This is a genomic window from Streptomyces sp. NPDC017202, from assembly GCF_044331705.1.
Classification (GTDB): domain Bacteria; phylum Actinomycetota; class Actinomycetes; order Streptomycetales; family Streptomycetaceae; genus Streptomyces.
The window spans coordinates 56,958-78,516 of the sequence record NZ_JBIRNP010000002.1 but is presented as its reverse complement, the minus strand read 5'-3'; the positions used below and the strand labels follow the sequence as shown (position 1 = coordinate 78,516).

Below are 21,559 nucleotides of genomic sequence, written 5' to 3'. Positions count from 1 at the left end.
GCGCCTGGAGGACTGAATGAGACGGAGACTGAGACGGGAAACCACGAGGGGCTCGGTCCATCGGACCGAGCCCCTCGTCTACCAGCGGTAGCGGAGGGATTTGAACCCTCGGTGACTTGCGCCACACTCGCTTTCGAGGCGAGCTCCTTCGGCCGCTCGGACACGCTACCGAGAGAGACCTTACAACAAGGTGAGCCCCGGTTTGAAATCGGATTCACCGGGAGCGGAAGAACTCGGTGAGCAACCGGGCGCAGTCCGCGGCGAGGACGCCCTCGACCACCTCGGGGCGGTGGTTGAGCCGACGGTCGCGGACGACGTCCCAGAGGGAGCCGGCCGCGCCCGCCTTGTCGTCGCGGGCGCCGTAGACGACCCGGTCCACGCGGGACTGGACGAGGGCGCCCGCGCACATCGTGCACGGCTCCAGCGTGACGACGAGCGTGCAGCCCGTCAGCCGCCACTGGCCGGTCCGCGCGGCGGCCCGGCGCAGGGCCAGTACCTCCGCGTGGGCCGTGGGGTCGCCCCCCGCCTCGCGTTCGTTGTGGCCGGCCCCGAGGACGGTGGTGCCGTCGGCGGCCAGAACGACGGCACCGACGGGGACGTCGCCGCCGCGGGCGGCCAGCGCGGCCTCGTCCAGGGCGAGCCGCATCGCGGCCCGCCAGCGGTCCCGTACCGGGTCGGCGGGCCGGCCCTCTTCGGTCGGTGCGGTCAGCGGACGGTCTCCAGGACCTCCGAGGCCCCGAGGGACTCGGCGATCTCGGTGAGCGCGTCCGAGGACAGCGACCTCAGTTCCTTCTCGCCGACGCCGAGGTCGTCGAGGATGCCGGCGTCGCCGACCGGGCCGTGCGGCACCGCCTCGGCCGGACCGGAGCTTCCCGCGCCGGCGGTGTCGTCCGTGTCGTCGTCCTCGGCGTCGCCGTCCTCGGTGCCGTCGAGGTCGAGGGCGTCCAGGTCGTCGGCGTCACCCGGATCTCGGCCGAGCAGTTCGTCGGTGAGCAGGATCTCACCGTACGAACTGCGGGCGGCGGCGCTTGCGTCGGAGACGAAGATGCGGGGGTCCTCCTCGCCGTCGATGCGGACGACCCCGAACCAGGAGTCCTCCTGCTCGATCAGCACGAGGACGGTGTCCTCGTCCGGAGAGGCTTCCCGGGCCAGGTCGGCGAGATCCGACAGGGTTTCCACATCGTCGAGCTCCGTGTCGCTCGCTTCCCACCCGTCTTCGGTGCGCGCGAGCAGTGCGGCGAAGTACACCGTGACTCTCCCACTGGTCTTAGGCGTGCCGGTTGGGGGTCCCCCCGGCCGGAGGTTACGGGCGGAGAGAGCTCAGGCTCCGAGCCCCACCCACTCGGAATCGTGGCAGAAACAAGGCGTCCAGGGGACGTCTTCGGCTCCCTGTGTCCGGACGTTTTGATCGCGGGTCCACGGGGGCGCCCGCAAGCAACTCACCAGCGCACTCGTTGCCACCACCGCGGATCGTACGCGGCTTTGCCGTGCGGTCACGCACGCCCACCCCCGTAACGGGCGTGACGCCGGCGGTCTTTCCCAGGGGCGCCGAGCGGACCGCTACCAGCGGAAGGTGCGCATGCGCATCGCGTGTCGGAGCCGGGCCGTCTTGGCGCGGCGCGGCTGGACGCGGTCGCGCAGCTCGCGGGCCTCGGCCAGCTCGCGCAGGAACTGCGCGCGTCGTCTGCGGCGCTGCGCTTCGGTCTCCGACGGCTCCTCCGACGGGTTCTCCGGCGGCTCCTCCGCTTGCGGCGTCGCACGCTCTGGCAGGTCAGGCATTGGTCCACCACCCTGGTCCGTTTCCACCACCTTCCCGCCGAAGGGCGGTTTGATGCCGACGAAAGCTTCGAGCGAGGGGGAGAGGCTCACTGTGTGCGGGGACGCCGGGCCGGTCGGGCCCGGTTACTGTTGTGGACATGCGTCTCCACGTCGTCGACCACCCCCTGGTCGCCCACAAGCTCACCACGCTGCGCGACCGCCGCACGGACTCCGCGACCTTCCGTCGCCTCGCCGACGAGCTGGTCACCCTGCTCGCCTACGAGGCCACCCGGGACGTGCGCACCGAGCAGGTCGACATCATGACGCCGGTCGCCGGCACCACCGGCGTCAAGCTCGCCCGCCCGCGTCCGCTGGTGGTGCCGATCCTGCGGGCCGGCCTCGGCATGCTGGACGGCATGGTCCGGCTGCTGCCGACCGCCGAGGTGGGCTTCATGGGCATGATCCGCGACGAGCAGACCCTCCAGGCCTCCACGTACGCCACGCGCATGCCGGAGGACCTGTCCGGCCGTCAGGTGTACGTCCTGGACCCGATGCTGGCCACCGGCGGCACGCTGGTCGCCGCGATCCGCGAGCTGATCAGGCGGGGTGCCGACGACGTGACCGCGGTGGTGCTGCTGGCCGCGCCCGAGGGCGTGGAGGTCGTGGAGCGCGACCTGGCGGGCACGCCGGTCACCGTCGTCACGGCGGCCGTCGACGACCACCTCAACGAGCACGGCTACATCGTCCCGGGCCTGGGCGACGCGGGCGACCGCCTGTACGGCGCGGCCGAGTAACCCCCGCCGTACCGGTCGGGTACGGCGCTCAGCAGCCCTTCTTCGCGGTCGCCGTCGGCTTCGGTGCGGCCAGGGCCGTCAGTTCCCTGGCCGCTTCCGGTTGGCTGGTCAGCGCCTTGAAGCCGTTGCCGATGATCAGGTCGATCGCGGCGCCCTTGCGGGCGGCGTCGGTGCGGCGCTCGGCGGCGGTGAGCTGGGTGGCCAGCACCGGCAGCGAGGTGTTCAGCGAGGCCGCCGGGCCGAGCAGCACGCCGGTGCCGGTGACCTTCTTGTCGTACTGCGGGCCGGCGTTGCCCACCTCGCCGATCCGGAAGCCGCGCTTCTTGAGTTCGTCGGCGGTGGTCTTGGCCAGGCCGCTGCGCGTGGTGGCGTTGAAGACGTTCACGGTGATCTGCGCGGGCCTGGGCAGGACGGCCGCCGGCGCGGTGGCCGCGGGGCTCGCCTTGGTCGAGCAGCCGGCCTTCGCGGCGGCCGCGGAGGCGGTGCCCCCGCCGCCGGTGAAGACGTCGATCAGCTGGAGGGTGCCCCAGCCGGCCACGCCGAGCACGGCTCCGCAGGCGACGACGACGCCGACAAGCCTGCCGCGTCGCCGGGACGGGCGCATCCGGGGGTACTTGTCCCCCGTGATCCGGTATTGGCCGCCCATGCCGGGAGGAGTCAGCATGCTCATGAGCGCAGCGTAGTGCGCCGGGGCGGCCATGCCTACCAGATGATCATTTGATAGCGCGCAGAGCACCCGAAAGGGCCAACCGGCCCCGGGCCGGGAGGCGAGGGGGTGGGCCGCTCGGAGGGCGGCTCAGTCCAGTTCGAGCACGCGCGCGTGAAGCACCTGGCGCTGCTGGAGGGCGGCTCGGACCGCGCGGTGGAGTCCGTCCTCGAGATACAGGTCGCCCTGCCATTTCACGACATGCGCGAAGAGGTCGCCGTAGAACGTGGAGTCCTCGGCGAGCAGGGTTTCCAGGTCGAGCTGCTGCTTGGTGGTCACCAGCTGATCGAGGCGGACCGGGCGCGGCGCGACGTCCGCCCACTGCCGGGTGCTTTCCCGGCCGTGGTCGGGGTACGGCCGGCCGTTTCCGATGCGCTTGAAGATCACACGGAAAGCCTACCGGTCCTGACGTTCCGGGCGCAGCCATGGCGGCGGAGTGTGGGGTCGGAAAAGAGGTGGCGAACCGGGGCACAAGGGAAGGGGTGGCTGTCGGTGAGGCCGCCGGGACCGCCTCCGGACACGCCTTCACCGGCCCCGTCCTCGGCACGGACGCCGGGGCGGCGTCGGTCCCCGGCGCGATGGGCGGCGCGGTCGTCGGCGCCGTCCTCCGCGGGAACGGTGCCCCGGGCCTCCGCGGGAACGGTGCCCCCGGGCCGGCCGCCCCGCCCGTCACCCGGCGTGCCAGTACCCCAGCGCGTGCGTCCTTTCCTTCGGGACCGCCAGTTCCTTGCGGACGTACGCCGACAGGGTCCGGGTCGTCCGGGTGTCGCAGGCGATCCAGACGTACGGGTCCGGGGTGGCTGTCAGCAGGGCGGGCAGCTCGGTCCGCACGCGGTCCACCAGTTCCGTACGGGGGGTGCGGCGCAGGTCGTGCCGGGCCGGGTCGGTGCGGAAGGGGAGGCCGTCCCCGTCGCCCTCGAACCAGATCGTGGCCGGTGCCGGGCCGAGGGCGTCGAGGAGGGAGTTGATCGCGGGGAGGGAGGCCGGGTCGCCGATCGCGAGGACCCGGGAGGGGGCCGGGGCGGGCCGGGCGAAGCCCGTGCCCTGGACGGTGGCCTCGATGGTGTCGCCGGGCCCGGCGGTCCGCGCCCAGTCGCTGGCGGCGCCCTCGTGCAGGGCGAACTCCAGGGAGAAGGTGCCGGCCGCCGGGTCGGGGTCGACCAGGGTGTAGGCCCGCTGGTGCGGCCTGCCCGCGTTGGTGAACCACAGCCGTACCCACATCGTCGGGTGGACGCCGGCCGTGGCGAGCAGCCCGCCGTCGGTGAGGTGGAGCCTGCGGTAGTGCGGGGTGACGTCCTCGGCCCCCGTGACGGTGAGGGTGAAGTCCTTCGCCCGCATCAACTTCAGGACCGCGCCCTCCCAGCCCCTCCCCTGCGCCATGCCCCTTCACCTCTCGCGTACGATTCCTGCACCGATTGATTAGGTGAGCCTAACCTAAATGTCAGAAGGGTCCCAGGGTGACGAGCGAGACGGACGGAGCCGCCCGGCGGACGGACGAAGCAACCGGGGCCGAGATCGAGGCCGAGCCCGGAACCGGTGAGATCTACCGCGACACCTGGGGCGTTCCGCATCTGCGGGCCGGCAGCGCCCACGCCCTCGCACGCCTCCAGGGCCGGGTCACCGCCCGCGACCGCGCCTGGCAACTGGAGGTCGAACGGCACCGCGCGCGGGGCACCTCGGCGTCCTTCCTCGGCCCGGAGGCCCTTTCCTGGGACCGCTTCGTCCGCCGCGCCCGCCTCGACGACACCGCCCGCCGCTGCTTCACGACCCTTCAGACGAGCGACCCGGAGACCGCCGCCTGGGTACGGGCGTACGTCGACGGAGTCAACGAAGGGCTGCGCCCGACCCCCGAGTTCACCCGCGTCGGCCTCACCCCCGGCCGCTGGGAGCCCTGGACGCCCCTGGCCGTCTGGCTCTCCACCCACATCCTGTTCGCCGGCTTCCCCGCCAAACTGTGGCGCGAGGAGGCCGTCCGCCACCTCGGCGAGGACGCCGTCGGCCTGTTCGCCACCGACGGGCCCGGCACCGCCGGCAGCAACGGCTGGCTGGTCGCCGGCGACCGCACGGTCACCGGGCAGGCCGTCATCGCCGGCGACCCGCACCGCTTCATCGAGGACCCCGGCGTCTACCAGCAGATCCGGCTGGCCTGCGACGAGTTCGACGTCGTCGGACTCGCTGTCCCCGGCGTCCCCGGCATCGCCCACTTCGGACACGCCGGCACGGTCGCCTGGGCCATCACCAACGCCATGGCCGACTACCAGGACCTCTACCGCGAACGCCTGCGCCGCACCGGCGCCGGCGTCGAGGCCCTCGGCCCGGACGGCACCTGGCGGCGGGTCGCCCGGCACACCGAACTCGTCCGGGTGGCGGGGGAGGAGCCCGTCGAGGTCGAGGTGCTGGAGACCGGACGCGGCCCGGTGATCGCGGGCGGCCCCGAGGGCCTCGACGACGGAAGCCCCGGCGGCACCGACGACGGCACCCCCCTCGCGCTCGCCCTGCGCCACCCGCCCCGCGTCACCGGCGACCTCGGCTTCTCCGCCCTGCTCCCCCTGCTGCGGGCCCGCCGGGTCACCGACGTCGACCGCGCCCTCGACCTCTGGGCCGAGCCGGTCAACGTCGTCCAGGCCGCCGACACCGAGGGCGGCCTGCTGCACCGGGTCGCGGGCCGCGTGCCCGTGCGCGCGCGGGCCAACCGCATCCGACCGGTGCCGGCCTGGGAGCCCGGCCACGAGTGGACCGGCTGGCACGAGATGCCCCGCGCCGGACTCACCGACGGCGTCGCCGTCATGGCCAACCAGCGCGGACCGGCCGCCGACCTGGGCGTCGAGTTCGCCCCGCCGCACCGCGCCGACCGCATCCGCGAACTGCTCGGCCGCCGCCGCCGGTGGTCGTCGTCCGACATGCCGGCCATCCACACCGACACCCACCTCGCCTCCGCCGCACCCCTGCTGGACCACCTGGCCGCCCTCGACGGCCTGACCCCCGCGGCGGCCGACCTGCGGGCGCGGCTCCTGCGCTGGGACCGCCGGATGGACGCGGACAGCCGCGAAGCGGGACGGTTCGCGGCCGTGCGCGGCGCGCTCGTGCGCCGCCTCGCCGCCGAGCCCGCCTTCGCCGCGCTCACCACCCCGCCCGCCTACCCCGAGGTCCTCCTGCCCTGGCTGGCCCTCGTCCCCCGCATCGGCTACGCCCTCGAACACCTCCTGCGCGCCGAGGACCTGTACGGCATCGACCGGCCCGAGCTGGTGAGGGAGGCCCTCGAAGAGGTCGCCGGGCAGCCGGCCGCCCCCTGGGGCGACACCCACCGCCTCGCCCCCTGGCGGGCCCTGCCCGACCCCTCCGGGGAAGCCCCCGCCCTCTCCGGCGACCACGACTGCGTGCTGTGCACCTCCGCCGTGCCCGGCTGGACCGACCTCGCCGCCCGCGGGCCGGCCGCCCGCTACGTCTGGGACCTGGCCCGCCGCGAGGACAGCCGCTGGATCGTGCCCCACGGCGCCTCCGGCCACCCCGACAGCCCCCACCACCACGATCAGCTCCCCCTCTGGCTCACGGGCGAGCTGGCCCCCGTCGTCACCGACTGGGCGCACCTGACGAAGGAGAACGATGACTGAGGTGAACGTCCACCACGTCCACGTGGAGGAGACCGAGGGCTTCGGCACCGTCCGCATCCGGCCCCTCGACGCCGAGGCCGACGCGGCGGTCGTGCACGGCTGGGTCAGCGAGGAACGGGCCGTGTTCTGGGGCATGAACGGCCTGACGAAGGACCAGGTCGCCGACGTCTACGCCCACATGGCCGGCCTCGACACCCACCACGCCTTCCTCGCCGAGCTGGACGGCGAGCCCGTCGCCGTGCTCCAGACGTACGAGCCGTCGCAGGACCGGGTCGGCGAGTGCTACGAGGTCGAGCCCGGGGACATCGGCGTCCACGTGCTGCTCGCGCCCGCCGGGGAGCGGGGCGCGCGGCCGGGCTGGTCGTCGGCGCTGATGGGCGCGTTCGCGTCGTACGTGCTGGTGGGGCTGGACCGGCGGCGGGCGGTGGTCGACCCGGACGTGCGCAACGAGAAGGCCCTCGCCCGCTTCCTCCGCCAGGGCTTCGAGGCCGGACCGGTCGTCACCCTCCCGGAGATCGACCTGCCGGACGTGTACCTGCCGGAGAAGACGGCGCAACTCGCCTTCCTCAGGCGGGAGGTAGCCTTCCCCGGGTGACCCCCGAGGACCTCGTCGCCCACTACGGTCTGGAGCCGATCCCCCGCGAGGGCGGCCTGTTCCGCCAGACCTGGGCCGGACCCGCGCTGCCGGACGGCACCCCCGCCGGAACCGCGATCGTCGCCCTGCTCACCGCGGACGACTTCTCCGCCCTGCACCGCCTCCCCGGCGACGAGATCTGGCACTTCTACCTCGGCGACCCGCTGGAACTGCTGCTGCTCGCCCCCGACGGCACCTCCCGCACGGCCGTGCTCGGCCCGGACGTCCTCGGCGGCCAGCACGCGCAGCTCACCGTCCCCGCGCGCACCTGGATGGGCGCGCGGGTGACGCCCGGCGGCGCCTGGGCCCTCTTCGGCTGCACCATGGCCCCCGGCTTCACCTACGCGGCCTACGAACACGGGGACGCCGCCGCCCTGACGGCGCTCCACCCGGACCGGGCCGCCCACATCGCGCGGCTGTGCCGTCCGTGACCTCGCCGGCGGCCCGGCCCGGCCGCCCCGGTGACGCCGGCGGCGCCCGCGTGCCCCTCGCCGCCCCGCTCGCCTCCCGGACCACCGGCCACGGCCCGGTGGTGGACGGCGCGGTGCCGGCCTGCCCCGTGCGGTGAGCAGGACGGCCTCACGGACCGTACGTATCTCCGAGCACGGGGAGTCCAGGAGTCCGGAGTACGGAGCGGTGACGTGAACGCAGGGCGCGACGGCGGACGAGGGCGCGGCACACGGAACGGCCGGGGCGCGGGCGCCCGGCGGTGGCGGGGGCTGGTGCTGCTCGGCACCACCCTGGTCCTGCTCCTCCTCGGCAGCGCCGGCCAGGCGTCGGCCCATGCCGCCCTCCGCGACGCCGACCCCGCCGACGGCTCCGTCCTCCCGACCGCTCCCCGCAGCATCACCCTGACCTTCACCGAGTCCGTCGCCCTGATCGACGACACCTTCCGCGTCTTCGACCCCCGCAACGGGCGCGTCGAGACGGGCGAGGCGCAACACGCCGACGGCCGGTCCGACACCGCCCGCGTCACCCTCCCGGCCCGGCTCGGCACCGGCACCTTCACGGTGGCCTGGCGGGTCGTGTCGGAGGACAGCCACCCCATCGCCGGCGCCTTCACCTTCTCGATCGGCGCGCCCTCCCCGACCCCGGCCGCCGTCCCCGGCGGCCCCGTGGAGGACCCGGCCACCGCGGGCCTGCACAAACTCGGCCGCTGGCTGGCGTACGGCGCCGCCGCCCTGCTCGTCGGGACGGCCGCCTTCGTCGCCCTGTGCCGCCCGCCGGACGTCCGGCCGCTGCGCGGGCTCCTCGTGGCCGGCTGGTGGACGTCCACCGCGTCGACGGTCCTGCTGCTCCTGCTGCGCGCCCCCTACGAGACCGGCGCCGGCCCCGCACAGGCCCTCGACCCCTCCGGCCTCACCCGGACCCTCTCCGGCCGGCCCGGCATCGCCCTGGCCGCCCGGCTGCTCCTGCTGGCCGGGGCCGCCGTCCTGCTGCTCCGCCGACGCGGCCGCGAACGGCCCACCCGAGCCACCCTCGCCACCGGCCTGGTCCTGGCCGTGGGCCTCGGCCTGACCTGGGCCGCCGCCGAACACGCGTCGGCCGGCATCCAGGTACCGGCCGCGATGACCTCCTCGGTGCTGCACCTGCTGGCCATGGCGGTGTGGCTCGGCGGCCTCACCGCCCTGCTCACCCTGCTCCGCCACGGCACCCTCCCGGCCGCCGTGGCCGCCCGCTTCTCCCGGCTCGCCGCCACCTCGGTCACCGTCCTCGCGGTGACCGGCGTCTACCAGGCCTGGCGCGGCCTCGGCACCCTCGACGCCCTGACGGACACGACGTACGGCCGGACCCTCCTGGCCAAGCTGGGGGCGGTGGGCGTGCTGCTCCTGGCGGGCGCCTGGTCGCGGCGCTGGACGGGACGGCTGGCGGGAGCGGAGGCGGCACGCGCGCGCGTGAAGGAGAAGGAGGCGGAGACGCCGGACGCGGAGGAGAGCGGGACGAAGGGCGGTACGAAGACGATGGCGATGGCGATGGCGGAGGCGGAGGCGGAGGAGACGGTGGCGGCGAAGACGCGGGCGAAGGTGGTGGCGGCGGTCGGCGCTCCGGTGAAGGAGGGGACGTCCGCGCGGAGGCCCGCGCAGGCCCCCGCCCCGTCGGACGGGCCGCCGTCCGGCGACGGCACGCCTCCCGCCCCGGCCCGCACCCCGGCCGAGGACGCGCACCGCCGCGCCCTGCGCCGGTCCGTCCTCGCGGAGGTGGCGGTCTCCGTCGTCGTCCTGGGCCTCACGACCGTGCTGACGGGCACCCTCCCGGGCCGGGCGGAGGCGGAGGCGGCGGCGTTCGAGCAGTCGATCGGGCTGCCCGTCGCCTCCGTGACCACGGTCCCCTTCGACATGAGCGGTCCGGGCACCCCCGGTGCCCGCGGCAGCGTGCAGATCACCCTCGATCCGGGCCGGGTCGGCGAGAACTCGGTGCAGGCCGTGGTCTACGGCCCCGACGGCGGCTTCGCCACCGTCCCCGAACTCCGCATGTCCTTCAGCCTGCCCGGCCGGGACATCGGCCCGCTCGACGCGAAGCTCACCGACCGGGGCGGCTACTGGGCCGCCGACGCCGTCAACCTGCCCCTGCCCGGCACCTGGGAGATGAGCGTGACCGTACGCGCCTCGGAGATCGACCAGGTGACGGAGACGACGCCGGTGCGCGTCACCGGCTGAGCGGGCCACCGGGGCGCGGGGCGGCGCCCCGCGCCGGTGTGCCCCTCTCCGGGAGCTCCCGAACACCAACTGAGACGGACAACGACGAAGGGCCCCGCTGCAAGCAGCGGGGCCCTTCGACATCGTGCCCGGTGAGGCACTGGCGGAGGATACGAGATTCGAACTCGTGAGGGGTTGCCCCCAACACGCTTTCCAAGCGTGCGCCCTAGGCCTCTAGGCGAATCCTCCGCGGCAAACAATACAAGACGTTGAGGAGTGCTCGCGAACTCGTTCCCGCCTGCCGCCATCGGGTACTGTGGGCGCAGCCCCTCACGCGGCGCTATCTGACTGAACTCCCCCAGGGCCGGAAGGCAGCAAGGGTAGGTCGGCTCTGGCGGGTGCGTGGGGGGCGCTTGCGTTCCGGGGCGGGGCCGGTTGTCGGTGGGCGCCTATAACCTCGTATGCGTGTCGTCTCTCGCGCTGTACCGCCGCTATCGCCCGGAGTCGTTCGCCGAGGTCATCGGGCAGGAACATGTCACCGACCCGTTGCAGCAGGCGCTGCGGAACAACCGGGTCAATCACGCGTACCTGTTCAGCGGACCGCGCGGATGCGGCAAGACGACCAGCGCGCGCATCCTGGCCCGCTGCCTGAACTGCGAGAAGGGCCCCACGCCCACGCCGTGCGGCACGTGCCAGTCCTGTCAGGACCTGGCGCGCACCGGCCCCGGCTCCATCGACGTCATCGAGATCGACGCCGCGTCGCACGGCGGTGTGGACGACGCCCGTGACCTGCGGGAGAAGGCCTTCTTCGGGCCCGCCGGCAGCCGTTACAAGATCTACATCATCGACGAGGCCCACATGGTCACGTCGGCCGGTTTCAACGCGCTGCTCAAGGTCGTCGAGGAGCCGCCGGAGCACCTCAAGTTCATCTTCGCCACCACCGAGCCCGAGAAGGTCATCGGCACCATCCGGTCCCGGACGCACCACTACCCCTTCCGCCTCGTGCCGCCCGGCACGCTGCGGGAGTACCTCGGCGAGGTGTGCCAGAAGGAGAACATCCCGGTCGAGGAGGGAGTCCTCCCGCTCGTCGTGCGCTCCGGCGCCGGTTCCGTGCGTGACTCCATGTCCGTCATGGACCAGCTCCTCGCGGGCGCCGGCGAGGCCGGTGTGACGTACGCCATGGCCACCTCCCTCCTCGGATACACGGACGGCTCGCTGCTCGACTCCGTCGTCGAGTCGTTCGCCACCGGGGACGGGGCCGCCGCCTTCGAGGTCGTGGACCGGATCATCGAGGGGGGCAACGACCCGCGGCGGTTCGTCGCCGACCTGCTCGAGCGGCTGCGGGACCTCGTCATCCTCGCCGCGGTCCCGGACGCCGCCGAGAAGGGGCTCATCGACGCCCCCTCCGATGTCATCGAGCGGATGCAGGCCCAGGCGGGAGTCTTCGGCGCCGCCGAGCTGAGCCGCGCCGCCGACCTCGTCAACCAGGGCCTCACCGAGATGCGCGGCGCCCACTCGCCCCGCCTCCAGCTCGAGCTGATCTGCGCCCGCGTCCTGCTCCCGGCCGCCTACGGCGACGAGCGGTCGGTGATGGCCCGCCTCGACCGGATCGAGCGCGGCGTGAACTTCTCCGCGGGCTCGGCCCCCGCCGCAATGCCCGCCGTGGGGTACGCCCCCGGGGCGGAGGCCCACGCGGCGGCCGCGCCGGCCCCGTACGGCGCCCCCGTCCCGCCGGCCGCCCCCGCCCCACCGGGGGGCGGCGCGGCCGCCGCCCGCGCCGCGGTGCGCGGCTCGACGGTTCCGAGTGCTCCGGCGGTTCCGAGCGGTCCCGCGGTTCCGAGCACCCCGGTGGCTCCGAGTGGTCCCGCGGCCCAAGCCCCTCATCCGCCCCAGGTCCCTCAGACGCCACCCTCGCCCCCGCAGGCCCCCGCGGCACCCGTTCCGGCCGCCCCGGCCCAGGCGAGCCCCGCCGTCGTCCCCGCCCCCGGCGCCTGGCCCACCGCCACCGCCGCCGGCAGCGGTCGTAGGCCCGGCGGCTGGCCCACCGCGACGCCCGCAGGTGGCGGACGCCCCCCGGCGACCCCCGCCCCCACCGTCGTGTCCGCCCCGGCCCCGGCCGGACCCGCAGCCGCTCCGGCCGCCGCCTACGCCCCGCCCGCCGGCGGCCCCGACCCCCGCATGCTCTGGCCCAACATCCTGGAGGCGGTCAAGAACCGCCGCCGCTTCACCTGGATCCTCCTCAGCCAGAACGCCCAGGTCGCGGGCTTCGACGGCACCACGCTCCAGATCGCCTTCGTCAACTCCGGCGCCCGCGACAACTTCGTCAGCAGCGGCAGCGAGGAGGTGCTGCGGCAGGCGCTGGCCGAGCAGTTCAACGTCCAGTGGAAGGTCGACGCGCTCGTCGACCCGTCCGGCGGCTCCGCGGCCCCGCCGGCCGGCGGTTTCGGCGGCCTCCCGGCCCCGCCCGGCCCCGGCGGCACCCACGCTCCGGGCGGTTACGGCGGTGGCTCTCCGGGCGGTTACGGCGGTGGCTACGGAGCCCCCGCCCCGGCCCCCGGAGCCGGTGCGGGCGGCGGCACACCGACCCCTCACACCCCGAACGCCTCCCCTCCCCCCGGTCCCCCGCAGGCCCGGTCGGCCCCGCCCCCGCCCTCCGCCCACGCCGCCCCGAGACCCCGGGCCGCCGCCCCCGAGCACGTCGCCATCGAGGACGACATCCCCGAGGACGACGACCCCGACCTCAACGAGTCGGCCCTCTCCGGGCACGACCTGATCGTGCGTGAGCTGGGCGCGACCGTCGTGGACGAGTTCACCAACGAGTAGCGGGCGCCGCCCGTCGCACGACGCCTGCCCGAAGGGCGGCCACCCCGGCCGAGGCCGCCCATGGTCACCCACTTCACGGTCAACCGCCTCACGGTCACACCGGCCGACAGGGCATCCGGCCGACAGGGCACCCCGGCCCGCGGTCGCCCCAGCCCACGGCGCGCTTCGGAGGAACCTACGAACACCTCGCCCCCCGTCCTTCGGAAGCCCGCACAAGCACCCGGAGCCGGGCCGGTTAGGCTGACCCCGTGAACGTCCTCGTCATCGGCAGCGGCGCCCGCGAACACGCCCTGTGCCGCTCACTGTCCCTCGACCCCGCGGTCACCGCGCTGCACTGCGCCCCCGGCAACGCCGGCATCGGCGAGGTCGCCGAGCTGCACCCGGTCGACGCCCTGGACGGCAAGGCCGTGTCCGCGCTGGCCACCGAGCTGGGCGCGCAGCTCGTGATCGTGGGCCCGGAGGCGCCCCTGGTCGCCGGGGTCGCCGACGCCGTGCGCGCGGCGGGCATCCCGGTGTTCGGACCCTCCCAGGAGGCCGCCCGGCTGGAGGGCTCCAAGGCGTTCGCGAAGGACGTGATGGCCGCGGCCGGTGTGCCGACCGCCCGCTCCTACGTCTGCACCACGCCCGCCGAGGCCGCCGCCGCCCTCGACGCCTTCGGCGCGCCCTACGTCGTCAAGGACGACGGCCTGGCCGCCGGCAAGGGTGTCGTCGTGACCGCCGACCTGGAGGCCGCGAAGGCGCACGCCGCCGCCTGCGACCGGGTGGTCGTCGAGGAGTTCCTCGACGGCCCCGAGGTCTCCCTCTTCGCCGTCACCGACGGCGAGACGGTCGTCCCGCTCCGGCCCGCCCAGGACTTCAAGCGCGCCCTGGACGGCGACGAGGGCCCGAACACCGGCGGCATGGGCGCGTACTCCCCGCTGCCCTGGGCCGACCCCAAGCTGGTCGACGAGGTGATGGAGACCGTCCTCCAGCCGACCGTCGACGAGATGCGCCGCCGCGGCACCCCGTTCTCGGGCCTGCTCTACGCCGGACTCGCCATCACCGGTCGCGGCGTGCGGGTCATCGAGTTCAACGCCCGCTTCGGCGACCCCGAGACCCAGGTCGTCCTGGCCCGCCTGAAGACTCCGCTGGCGGGCGTGCTGATGGCCGCCGCCACCGGCAACCTCGCCGACCTGCCGCCCCTGCGCTGGAGCGACGAGGCGGCCGTCACCGTGGTCGTGGCCTCGCACAACTACCCCGGCACCCCGCGCACCGGCGACCCGATCACCGGCCTCGACGAGGTGGCCGCCGAGGACGCCCCGCACGCGTACGTCCTGCACGCCGGCACCCGGCGCGACGGCGACACGGTGGTCAGCGCGGGCGGCCGCGTCCTGTCCGTCACGGCGACCGGCGCGGACCTCGCCCAGGCCCGGGAACGGGCGTACCGGGCGGTCGCGCGCATCGGTCTGGACGGTTCCCAGTACCGCACGGACATCGCCGCGAAGGCGGCGGCCGAGGCGCGCTGATCCCAGCGGGCGCACAGCTCCCAGCAGGCACTTCCAGGCCCCGGGTCCAGGACGGGAACGTCCGTCGGATCCGGGGCCTGTTCCGTGCCCGCGGACATGCACCTTTCCCCAAAGCCATTCCATCGGGTGAGCGCTCTTCCATCCGGCTGACGGACGCCGACGTGCCAACTAGGGTGCGGCGCAAGCGTTCCGGCACTTGGCCCACCGGCATTGCGATGTCGGTGGCGACTGCCACAGTGGGGGAGTGAGCAAGACCAGGAGAGCCGGGACGGCCTGCACTGAGGGGAGGGGGTGAGGTCCGGAGTGACCGGTATCGGAGTGGAGGCGCGCGCCCAGGGGGCGCGGGCCAGGGCGCTGGCGGTGCTGCGGATCCGCAGCCGGGCGCTGGCCGTCGCGCTGCTGCCCGCCGCAGCGGCGGTGATCCTGCTCGCGGGCGGTTCCAGCGGCCGCTTCGTGGGCCACGGCTGGGACATCGCCCGTTGGGCGACGTCCGTGTTCGCGGTCCTCGTGCTGCTGGCCGCCGGGGTCATCGCCCTGGTCGTCGTCCGGGCCCGGCCCGCCGTCACTCCCACGGTCGCGATCGCCGAGAGCGCGGCCCCCGATCTGTACCGGCTGGTGCGCGACCTCGCCGACCGTCTCGACGTCCCCGCGCCCTCCGCGATAGCGCTCACCCCGGACTGCGACAGCTGGCTGGAGGACCGCACCCACCCGGCCCACGGCCCGCCCGTGCGCCGCGCGCGCGACGAGATGGCCGGCCCCGGGCCCCACCCCCACGGCCGTACGGCGACGGCGCCGGTCCTCGTCATCGGCTCCCCGTTCCTGTGGTGGATGCGGGTGGGCGAGCTGCGCGCCGTCCTCGCCCCGGTCGTCGCCGGTACGGGCCCTTCGGCGCACCCCGACATAGCGGCGGCCCGGCGCTTCGTGCACGGGCTGGACGCCGCGGTGGCCGCGTCGGCCGACCGCGGCCGCAGCCCCGGCGTGCGGCTGCTCGGCGCGGGCGTCGGCTGGGTCGCCCGCCTGCTGCTGCGGAGCTGCCGGACGCACGCGGCGGAGATGGAGCGCGGGGTGGCCGCGGCGGCGGCCGAACGGGCCCAGACCGTGGACTACGGGCTGCGGATCGTCGCCCAGGAGCAGGTCGGACTGGCGTACGCCGGCTGGGACCGGCTCCTCACCCGCGTGGCGCTGCCCGCCTGGCGGATGGGCCGCTGGCCCTCCCGGCTCGACGTCGGGGTGGTCGCCGCCCTCACCGAGCTGTCCCGGCGCGACCGCCTGGCCGAGGGCTTCGCCTCCCGACTGGGCGAGCGCCCCGCCTGCGACCTGCTGGAGGAGCCCGGCGTGATCGACGAGGCCACGTCCCTCCTCGCCGCCCGCCTCTTCCACGGCGGCCCGGCCGAGACCGGCCCCGACTGGTCCCCGGTCGCCTGGCAGGAGTATCCGGACGAGGTCGTCGACCGCAAGTGGCGTACCGACGCGGCCCGTCTCCACCGCGTGCTGGACGCCCTGGGCGTCCGCCGCACCACCCCGGCCGCGCACGGCCCCACCCTGGCGCGCGTGCTGGACCACCTCACCGGTCCCGGCCCCGCCCGGGACGGAGAGTCCGGCCCCGTCTCCCGCACCCCCTTCGGCGACGCGGACGAGGACGACGGATTCCCCCAGAACCCCCGGAGCACCGCCCTGGCCGCCCGCCTCGGGGCCGAGGTCGCCCGCGAGGAGGCCGAGGGCGCGCCGTCGGGGTCGGGAGGGCGACCGGCCGGCCAGGGCACCGGGGCCGCGCTCTGGGACGACCGCGCGCTCCCGCTCTTCCCGCTCCAGCCCCCGCGCACCGACCGCGAACTGCTCGCCGACCACGTCACGGCGATGGTCTGCTGCGCCGCGATGGACATCGTGGGCGCCACCCCCGGCCTCGACTGGCTCGACGGTCCGACCCTCCTGGTCGACGGCGAGCGCGTGACCGACCTGACGGCCCGCGTGCTGAGCCTGGTCGAGGACGGCGACGCGATCCCACTGCACACCTGGCTGGTGGAAGTGGGCATACGCCCGGAGAAGCCCGTGCGCCTCGGCTGACGAGGACCGGCCGGCCGGGCGGAAGGGCGACCGGCCGGAAGGCGACCGCCGCCCGCAGCGGAGCATTTAGTTCCACTTTCAGCCAATTCGCGACGAACGGTGACCGTCTGCGGGCGTTGTGTGATGTGCTGGGACCGATCCCGCTCACGGCAAGCGCCGGCGACACAGGACAACCGCGCACCACCCGCGAATCGTCGCGCCGCGCCACGCCACGGGCAGGAGACGACCAGCCAGGCACGCCCGTACGCCCAGCGACGGGCGTGCCCCGGGCGCACCGCCTGCCGACCACAGGCACCCGCCCGGCACCCGCACAGCCCTATCCGCACCGCACGCGAACAGCCCGCACACACACCGGCAATACGGGGGTCAGAGGGAGGGAAGCACCATGGGACACAAGCACATCCGCCGATGGGAATCGGGAGCGCTGGCGCACGCCGTGACGGATCCCTTCGGCCAGGGCCCCCTCCCGTGGCTGCGCGGCAGCGAGACCTACTTCGACGACACCGGCCAGGTCGTCCCCTGGTACGTCGACCCGGTCCCCGCCGCCACCCCGGAGCCGGCCCCCCGGATCCCGTCCCCCCGTTCCGCCGGAGGCCCCCGCTCCGCCGACGACGTCCGCCGTCAGATCAAGGGCTTCACCGCCACCGGCGCGGTCGCCCCGGGCGAGGCCATCGACTTCCACATCACCGTCGACCCGCCCCAGGAATTCAGCGTCGACATCTACCGCATCGGCCACTACGACGGTGACGGCGCGGCCAGGATCACCACCAGCCCCCGCCTCCCCGGCATCGTCCAGCCCCCGCCCCTGACGGCCGACCGCACGGTCTCCTGCCACCACTGGTGGCTGTCCTGGCGCCTCCAGGTCCCGTCGTACTGGAACGTCGGCGCGTACGTCGCCGTCCTCACCACCGCCGACGGCCACCGCTCCCACATCCCGTTCACCGTCCGCGACAACCGTCCGGCCGACTTCCTCCTGCTGCTCCCCGACATCACCTGGCAGGCCTACAACCTCTACCCCGAGGACGGCCGCACCGGCGCCAGCCTCTACCACGCCTGGGACGAGGACGGCCGCCTCCTCGGCGAGGCCGACGCGGCGACGACCGTCTCCTTCGACCGGCCGTACGCGGGCGCCGGCCTCCCCCTGCACGTCGGCCACGCCTACGACGTCATCCGCTGGGCCGAGCGCTACGGCTACGACCTCGCCTACGCCGACGCCCGCGACCTGCACGCCGGTCACGTCCAGCCCACCCGCTACCGCGGCCTGGTCTTCCCCGGCCACGACGAGTACTGGTCGACTGCCATGCGCCGCACCGTGGAACTCGCCCGCGACAGCGGCACCTCACTCGTGTTCCTCTCCGCCAACACCCTGTACTGGCAGGTGGAGCTGGGCCCCTCCCCGTCCGGCGTCCCCGGCCGCCTGCTGACCTGCCGCAAACGCAAGGGCCCCGGCAGGCCCGTGCTGTGGCGCGAGATCGACCGCGCCGAACAGCAGCTGGTGGGCATCCAGTACGCGGGCCGGGTCCCCGAACCCCACCCCTTGATCGTGCGCAACGCCGGTCACTGGCTGTGGGAGGCGACCGGCGCACACGAGGGCGACGGCATCGAGGGCCTGGTCGCGGGCGAGGCCGACCGCTACTTCCCGCGCACCCCGCTCCCGCCCCACGAGGAACGCACCCTCCTCGCGCACTCCCCCTACACCGACAGCAGGGGCGCCCTGCGCCACCAGGAGACGTCCCTCTACCGGGCCCCCTCCGGCGCCCTGGTCTTCGCCTCCGGCACCTTCGCCTGGTCCCCGGCCCTGGACCGTCCCGGCCACGTGGACCCCCGCGTCCAGCGCGCCACGGCGAACCTCCTGGACCGCATCTGCAAGCGCGACTGAAGGCCCTCCGGCCGTGGCCCCGCCCGGCCCACGCCGCCGTCCCCCTCTCGGCCCCGGCCCGGCCCCGCAGCCGTCCACCCGGCTGCCCCGCCCGGCCGTGCCCCCGACCCCCGCTGTCCGCGGCCGATCCCGGTGTACGGGACAATCGAGCCACTCAGACAGAACCACGGGGAGGAACCGTGTCCGGATTCGTAGAAAAGCCCGAACCCCTGGAGGTGCCGGGCCTGGTGCATCTGCACACCGGCAAGGTGCGCGAGCTGTACCGGAACGAGGCCGGCGACCTCGTGATGGTCGCCAGCGACCGCATCTCCGCCTTCGACTGGGTCCTGCCCACCGAGATCCCCGACAAGGGCCGCGTGCTGACGCAGCTCTCCCTGTGGTGGTTCGACCAGCTCGCCGACCTCGTCCCGCACCACGTCCTGAGCACCGAGCTGCCCGACGGCGCCCCCGCCGACTGGGCCGGCCGCACCCTCGTCTGCAAGTCGCTGAAGATGGTCCCGGTCGAGTGCGTGGCCCGCGGCTACCTCACCGGCTCGGGCCTGGCCGAGTACGAGCAGTCCCGCACGGTCTGCGGCCTCGCCCTCCCCGAAGGCCTGGTCGACGGCTCCGAGCTGCCCGCCCCGATCTTCACCCCGGCCACCAAGGCCGCGGTCGGCGACCACGACGAGAACGTCTCCTACGAGGAGGTCGCCCGCCAGGTCGGCGCCGACACCGCCGCCCGGCTGCGCCAGACGACCCTCGCGGTCTACGGCCGGGCCCGGGACATCGCCCGCGACCGGGGCATCATCCTCGCGGACACCAAGTTCGAGTTCGGCTTCGAGGGCGAGACGCTCGTCATCGCCGACGAGGTCCTCACCCCGGACTCCTCCCGCTTCTGGCCGGCCGACACCTGGCAGCCGGGCCGCGCGCAGCCGTCGTACGACAAGCAGTTCGTGCGGGACTGGCTGACCTCGCAGGCCTCCGGCTGGGACCGGGCCGGCGAGCAGCCGCCGCCGGCGCTGCCGCAGGAGGTCGTGGACGCGACCCGCGCCAAGTACATCGAGGCGTACGAGCGGTTGACGGGCACGAGCTGGTCGTAGCGCTTCCGGGCACGACGAAGCCCCCCGGCCGAGACCGGGGGGCTTGATCCAGAGCGGACGACGAGGCTCGAACTCGCGACCTCAACCTTGGCAAGGTTGCGCTCTACCAACTGAGCTACGTCCGCAGTGCGCCGTGGCGCGAGAGCAACTATACCCAACCCCGCTCACGCGCGAGACGTACCGCCGCGTGGCGGTTCTCCGCTCCCAGCTTGGACACGGCCGACGACAGGTAGTTGCGCACCGTCCCCGGCGACAGCGCGGCCCGCTCGGCGATCTCCGTGACGGGCGCCCCGTCGGCGGCGAGTTCGAGCACCTCCGCCTCGCGCGGGGTCAGCGGGGAGTCCCCGGCGGCGATCGCGTCGGCGGCCAACTCGGGGTCGACATAACGGTTTCCGGCCCGCACGGTACGGATGATCTCCGCGAGCCGCTGTGCGCTCACCGTCTTCGGGACGAACCCGCGCACACCCGCCGCAAGCGCCCGTTTCAGATGGCCGGGGCGGCCGTGGCTGGTCACGATCAACGCCTGGCAGTCGGGCAGTTCGGCCCGCAGCGATGTGGCGACCTTCACACCGTCGGCGCCCGGCATCTGGAGATCCAGGACGGCCACGTCCGGCCGGTGCGCCCGCGCCATCGCCAGGGCCTCGGGCCCGGTGGCCGCCTCGGCGACGACCACCAGATCGTCCTCCAGCGAGAGCAGCGCGGCCAGCGCGCCCCGGATCAGGTGTTCGTCGTCGGCGAGCAGCACCCGCACCACACCGCTCACGAGGCGGCCTCGCCCACCGCGACGTCCTGCACGGCCAGCGGCACCTCGGCCACCACCCGGAACACCCCGGCCCCGGCGATCCCCGCCTCCAGCGTCCCGTCCACCTTCCGCAACCGCTCCGCCAGCCCGGCCAGCCCCGACCCCCCGCCGGACGTGCCGCCGCCGTCCGCCCGGTCCGCCCCGTCGTTCTCCACCGTCAGCACCACCTTCCCGCCGGTCACCCGGACCTCCACCGCGCACCTTCCCGCATCCCCGTGCCGCAGCACGTTCGTGGTCGTCTCCCGCACCACCCAGCCGAGCGCCGACTGCACCTCGGCGGGCAGTCCGCCGGCCTCCCCGCGCACCTCGCAGTCGATCCCGGCCGCCGTCAGCACCCCCTGCGCGCCGACGAGTTCGATCCCGAGGTCGGCCTCCCGGTACCCGCGTACGACGTCCCGCACCTCCCGCTGGGACTCCCGCGCGATCCGCTGGACCTCGATCATCTGCTCGACGGCCTCGGGGCGCCCCCGACGGGCCAGCTGCACGGCCAGCTCGCTCTTGAGGGCGATCACCGCCAGGTTCCGGCCCATCACGTCGTGCAGGTCGCGGCCGAACCGCAGCCGTTCCTCGGCGACGGCGAGCCGGGCGCGGGTCTCGCGGGCCTCGTCGAGCCGGTAGACGGTGTCGAGGAGCCAGACCGAGAAGACGGAGGTGGTGGCGATGAAGCCGCCGCCGACGAGCACCGCCGCCATCGAGACCAGGACGGCCGGGCCGGGCGCCCCGAACAGCAGCGCCACGACTCCGGCGCCCGCGGAGTGGGCGGCGACGACCACGAGAGCGTGCCGCCAGCCGCGGACGCCGAGGGCGGTGACGCCCGCCGCGAAGACCAGGGCGACGCCGAAGACCCCGCCCGCGGCGGTGTCCACCGCCTTGCCGCCCGGACCGCCCGGCCCGTGGTCGGCGGTCCACAGCGCGGCCGCCGCGACCGCGGCGGTGACGACGGCGAACGACGCCATCAGCCGCACGGGCCGGGGCCGCCGGTCCCGCGTCCAGTCCAGCGCCCGCGAGGCCGTCACCGCGGACAGCGCGCAGTGCGCGGCCAGGACCAACGGCAGCCACAGCGCGGACCCCTGCCACACCCCGCTGCCGAACGGCACGCCCACCGCCGCGAACTCGCCCAGCGCGAAGAAGTGGAACGACCAGCGCGTGTAGGTCTCGACCTTCGCCGGCGAACTCTTCCGCCGCCACCAGCCACCCGCCCCGAGCACGTCCGTCCCGCGAAAGCCGGTCCCTCCCGCCCCGCGCATCCGCGTCCCTCCCCCGTGTCC

The 21,559-nt window shown here is 74.7% G+C and carries 19 protein-coding genes, 3 tRNA genes and 1 other RNA gene; 12 read left to right on the top strand and 11 right to left on the bottom strand.

All coding sequences use genetic code 11. From position 1 onward, the window contains the following. Positions 1-85 precede the first annotated feature (85 nt). The 4 genes from ACH4N1_RS04550 to ACH4N1_RS04535 form a co-directional block, all read right to left on the bottom strand. Positions 86-170 (bottom strand) — tRNA-Ser (locus ACH4N1_RS04550). A 44-nt stretch (positions 171-214) separates the two neighbouring features. Further along, positions 215-646 (bottom strand): tRNA adenosine(34) deaminase TadA, encoded by a 432-nt coding sequence (gene tadA, locus ACH4N1_RS04545; protein WP_366060199.1) that lies wholly within the window; start codon positions 644-646, stop codon positions 215-217. A gap of 59 nt (positions 647-705) precedes the next feature. After that, on the bottom strand, positions 706-1,248 hold the full coding sequence (locus ACH4N1_RS04540; protein WP_398094482.1) for a hypothetical protein: 543 nt from the start codon (positions 1,246-1,248) through the stop codon (positions 706-708). Positions 1,249-1,560: 312 nt separating this feature from the next. Next, a complete protein-coding gene (locus ACH4N1_RS04535; RefSeq protein ID WP_398094480.1) occupies positions 1,561-1,779 on the bottom strand; it encodes a hypothetical protein in 219 nt (72 codons plus the stop codon). Positions 1,780-1,916: 137 nt separating this feature from the next. Here ACH4N1_RS04535 and upp point away from each other — a divergent pair, with 137 nt between their 5' ends. After that, the gene (upp, locus tag ACH4N1_RS04530; protein ID WP_382782575.1) at positions 1,917-2,552 is read left to right on the top strand and encodes a uracil phosphoribosyltransferase; all 636 of its coding nucleotides are present in this window, start codon (positions 1,917-1,919) and stop codon (positions 2,550-2,552) included. A gap of 28 nt (positions 2,553-2,580) precedes the next feature. On the opposite strand, the gene ACH4N1_RS04525 is transcribed toward upp, so the two are convergent. The 3 genes from ACH4N1_RS04525 to ACH4N1_RS04515 all read right to left on the bottom strand — a co-directional run bounded on the left by ACH4N1_RS04525 (position 2,581) and on the right by ACH4N1_RS04515 (position 4,638). Next, positions 2,581-3,198 (bottom strand): LytR C-terminal domain-containing protein, encoded by a 618-nt coding sequence (locus tag ACH4N1_RS04525; protein WP_398095224.1) that lies wholly within the window; start codon positions 3,196-3,198, stop codon positions 2,581-2,583. Between the two features lie 150 nt (positions 3,199-3,348). After that, positions 3,349-3,645, bottom strand: a complete 297-nt coding sequence (locus ACH4N1_RS04520; protein WP_004943146.1) for a type II toxin-antitoxin system VapB family antitoxin — start codon at positions 3,643-3,645, stop codon at positions 3,349-3,351. Positions 3,646-3,927: 282 nt separating this feature from the next. Then, positions 3,928-4,638: a siderophore-interacting protein gene (locus ACH4N1_RS04515; protein ID WP_398094478.1), complete on the bottom strand. Its 711-nt coding sequence runs from the start codon at positions 4,636-4,638 to the stop codon at positions 3,928-3,930. Positions 4,639-4,772: 134 nt separating this feature from the next. On the opposite strand from ACH4N1_RS04515, the gene ACH4N1_RS04510 reads away from it, so the two are divergent. The 5 genes from ACH4N1_RS04510 to ACH4N1_RS04490 all read left to right on the top strand — a co-directional run bounded on the left by ACH4N1_RS04510 (position 4,773) and on the right by ACH4N1_RS04490 (position 10,160). Next, a complete protein-coding gene (locus tag ACH4N1_RS04510; protein WP_398095223.1) occupies positions 4,773-6,869 on the top strand; it encodes a penicillin acylase family protein in 2,097 nt (698 codons plus the stop codon). Further along, positions 6,862-7,464: a GNAT family N-acetyltransferase gene (locus tag ACH4N1_RS04505; RefSeq protein ID WP_398094477.1), complete on the top strand. Its 603-nt coding sequence runs from the start codon at positions 6,862-6,864 to the stop codon at positions 7,462-7,464. The genes ACH4N1_RS04510 and ACH4N1_RS04505 overlap by 8 nt, the downstream gene beginning before the upstream one ends. Next, positions 7,461-7,934, top strand: a complete 474-nt coding sequence (locus ACH4N1_RS04500; protein WP_398094476.1) for a cupin domain-containing protein — start codon at positions 7,461-7,463, stop codon at positions 7,932-7,934. Before ACH4N1_RS04505 ends, ACH4N1_RS04500 begins: the two co-directional genes overlap by 4 nt. Then, complete coding sequence (locus tag ACH4N1_RS04495; RefSeq protein ID WP_398094474.1) at positions 7,931-8,071, top strand: hypothetical protein; 141 nt, start codon at positions 7,931-7,933, stop codon at positions 8,069-8,071. Before ACH4N1_RS04500 ends, ACH4N1_RS04495 begins: the two co-directional genes overlap by 4 nt. Before the next feature lie 154 nt (positions 8,072-8,225). Next, positions 8,226-10,160 carry a copper resistance CopC/CopD family protein gene (locus tag ACH4N1_RS04490; protein ID WP_398095222.1) on the top strand — a complete coding sequence of 645 codons (1,935 nt, stop codon included), beginning with the start codon at positions 8,226-8,228 and terminating at the stop codon, positions 10,158-10,160. A 140-nt stretch (positions 10,161-10,300) separates the two neighbouring features. Here the strand turns inward: ACH4N1_RS04490 and ACH4N1_RS04485 are convergent. After that, positions 10,301-10,388: transfer RNA gene (locus ACH4N1_RS04485), tRNA-Ser, on the bottom strand. Positions 10,389-10,460: 72 nt separating this feature from the next. On the opposite strand from ACH4N1_RS04485, the gene ffs reads away from it, so the two are divergent. The 6 genes from ffs (at position 10,461) to ACH4N1_RS04455 (ending at position 19,489) form a co-directional block, all read left to right on the top strand. Then, positions 10,461-10,559, top strand: an RNA gene (gene ffs, locus ACH4N1_RS04480) — signal recognition particle sRNA small type. Positions 10,560-10,604: 45 nt separating this feature from the next. After that, entirely contained in the window at positions 10,605-12,962 is a 2,358-nt protein-coding gene (locus tag ACH4N1_RS04475) for a DNA polymerase III subunit gamma and tau (protein ID WP_398094472.1), read from the top strand. A gap of 248 nt (positions 12,963-13,210) precedes the next feature. Further along, positions 13,211-14,467: a phosphoribosylamine--glycine ligase gene (gene purD, locus ACH4N1_RS04470; RefSeq protein ID WP_398094470.1), complete on the top strand. Its 1,257-nt coding sequence runs from the start codon at positions 13,211-13,213 to the stop codon at positions 14,465-14,467. Between the two features lie 303 nt (positions 14,468-14,770). Then, positions 14,771-16,531: a hypothetical protein gene (locus ACH4N1_RS04465; protein ID WP_398094469.1), complete on the top strand. Its 1,761-nt coding sequence runs from the start codon at positions 14,771-14,773 to the stop codon at positions 16,529-16,531. A gap of 385 nt (positions 16,532-16,916) precedes the next feature. Beyond that, entirely contained in the window at positions 16,917-18,410 is a 1,494-nt protein-coding gene (locus ACH4N1_RS04460; RefSeq protein ID WP_398094468.1) for a N,N-dimethylformamidase beta subunit family domain-containing protein, read from the top strand. 179 nt (positions 18,411-18,589) lie between these two features. Beyond that, a complete protein-coding gene (locus ACH4N1_RS04455) occupies positions 18,590-19,489 on the top strand; it encodes a phosphoribosylaminoimidazolesuccinocarboxamide synthase (protein WP_398094466.1) in 900 nt (299 codons plus the stop codon). Positions 19,490-19,541: 52 nt separating this feature from the next. On the opposite strand, the gene ACH4N1_RS04450 is transcribed toward ACH4N1_RS04455, so the two are convergent. The 3 genes from ACH4N1_RS04450 to ACH4N1_RS04440 form a co-directional block, all read right to left on the bottom strand. Next, positions 19,542-19,614: transfer RNA gene (locus ACH4N1_RS04450), tRNA-Gly, on the bottom strand. A gap of 23 nt (positions 19,615-19,637) precedes the next feature. Next, the gene (locus ACH4N1_RS04445; RefSeq protein WP_398094464.1) at positions 19,638-20,252 is read right to left on the bottom strand and encodes a response regulator; all 615 of its coding nucleotides are present in this window, start codon (positions 20,250-20,252) and stop codon (positions 19,638-19,640) included. Then, positions 20,249-21,538, bottom strand: coding sequence for a sensor histidine kinase (locus ACH4N1_RS04440; RefSeq protein ID WP_398094463.1), 1,290 nt, complete (start codon positions 21,536-21,538; stop codon positions 20,249-20,251). The genes ACH4N1_RS04445 and ACH4N1_RS04440 overlap by 4 nt, the downstream gene beginning before the upstream one ends. Positions 21,539-21,559: the final 21 nt, after the last annotated feature.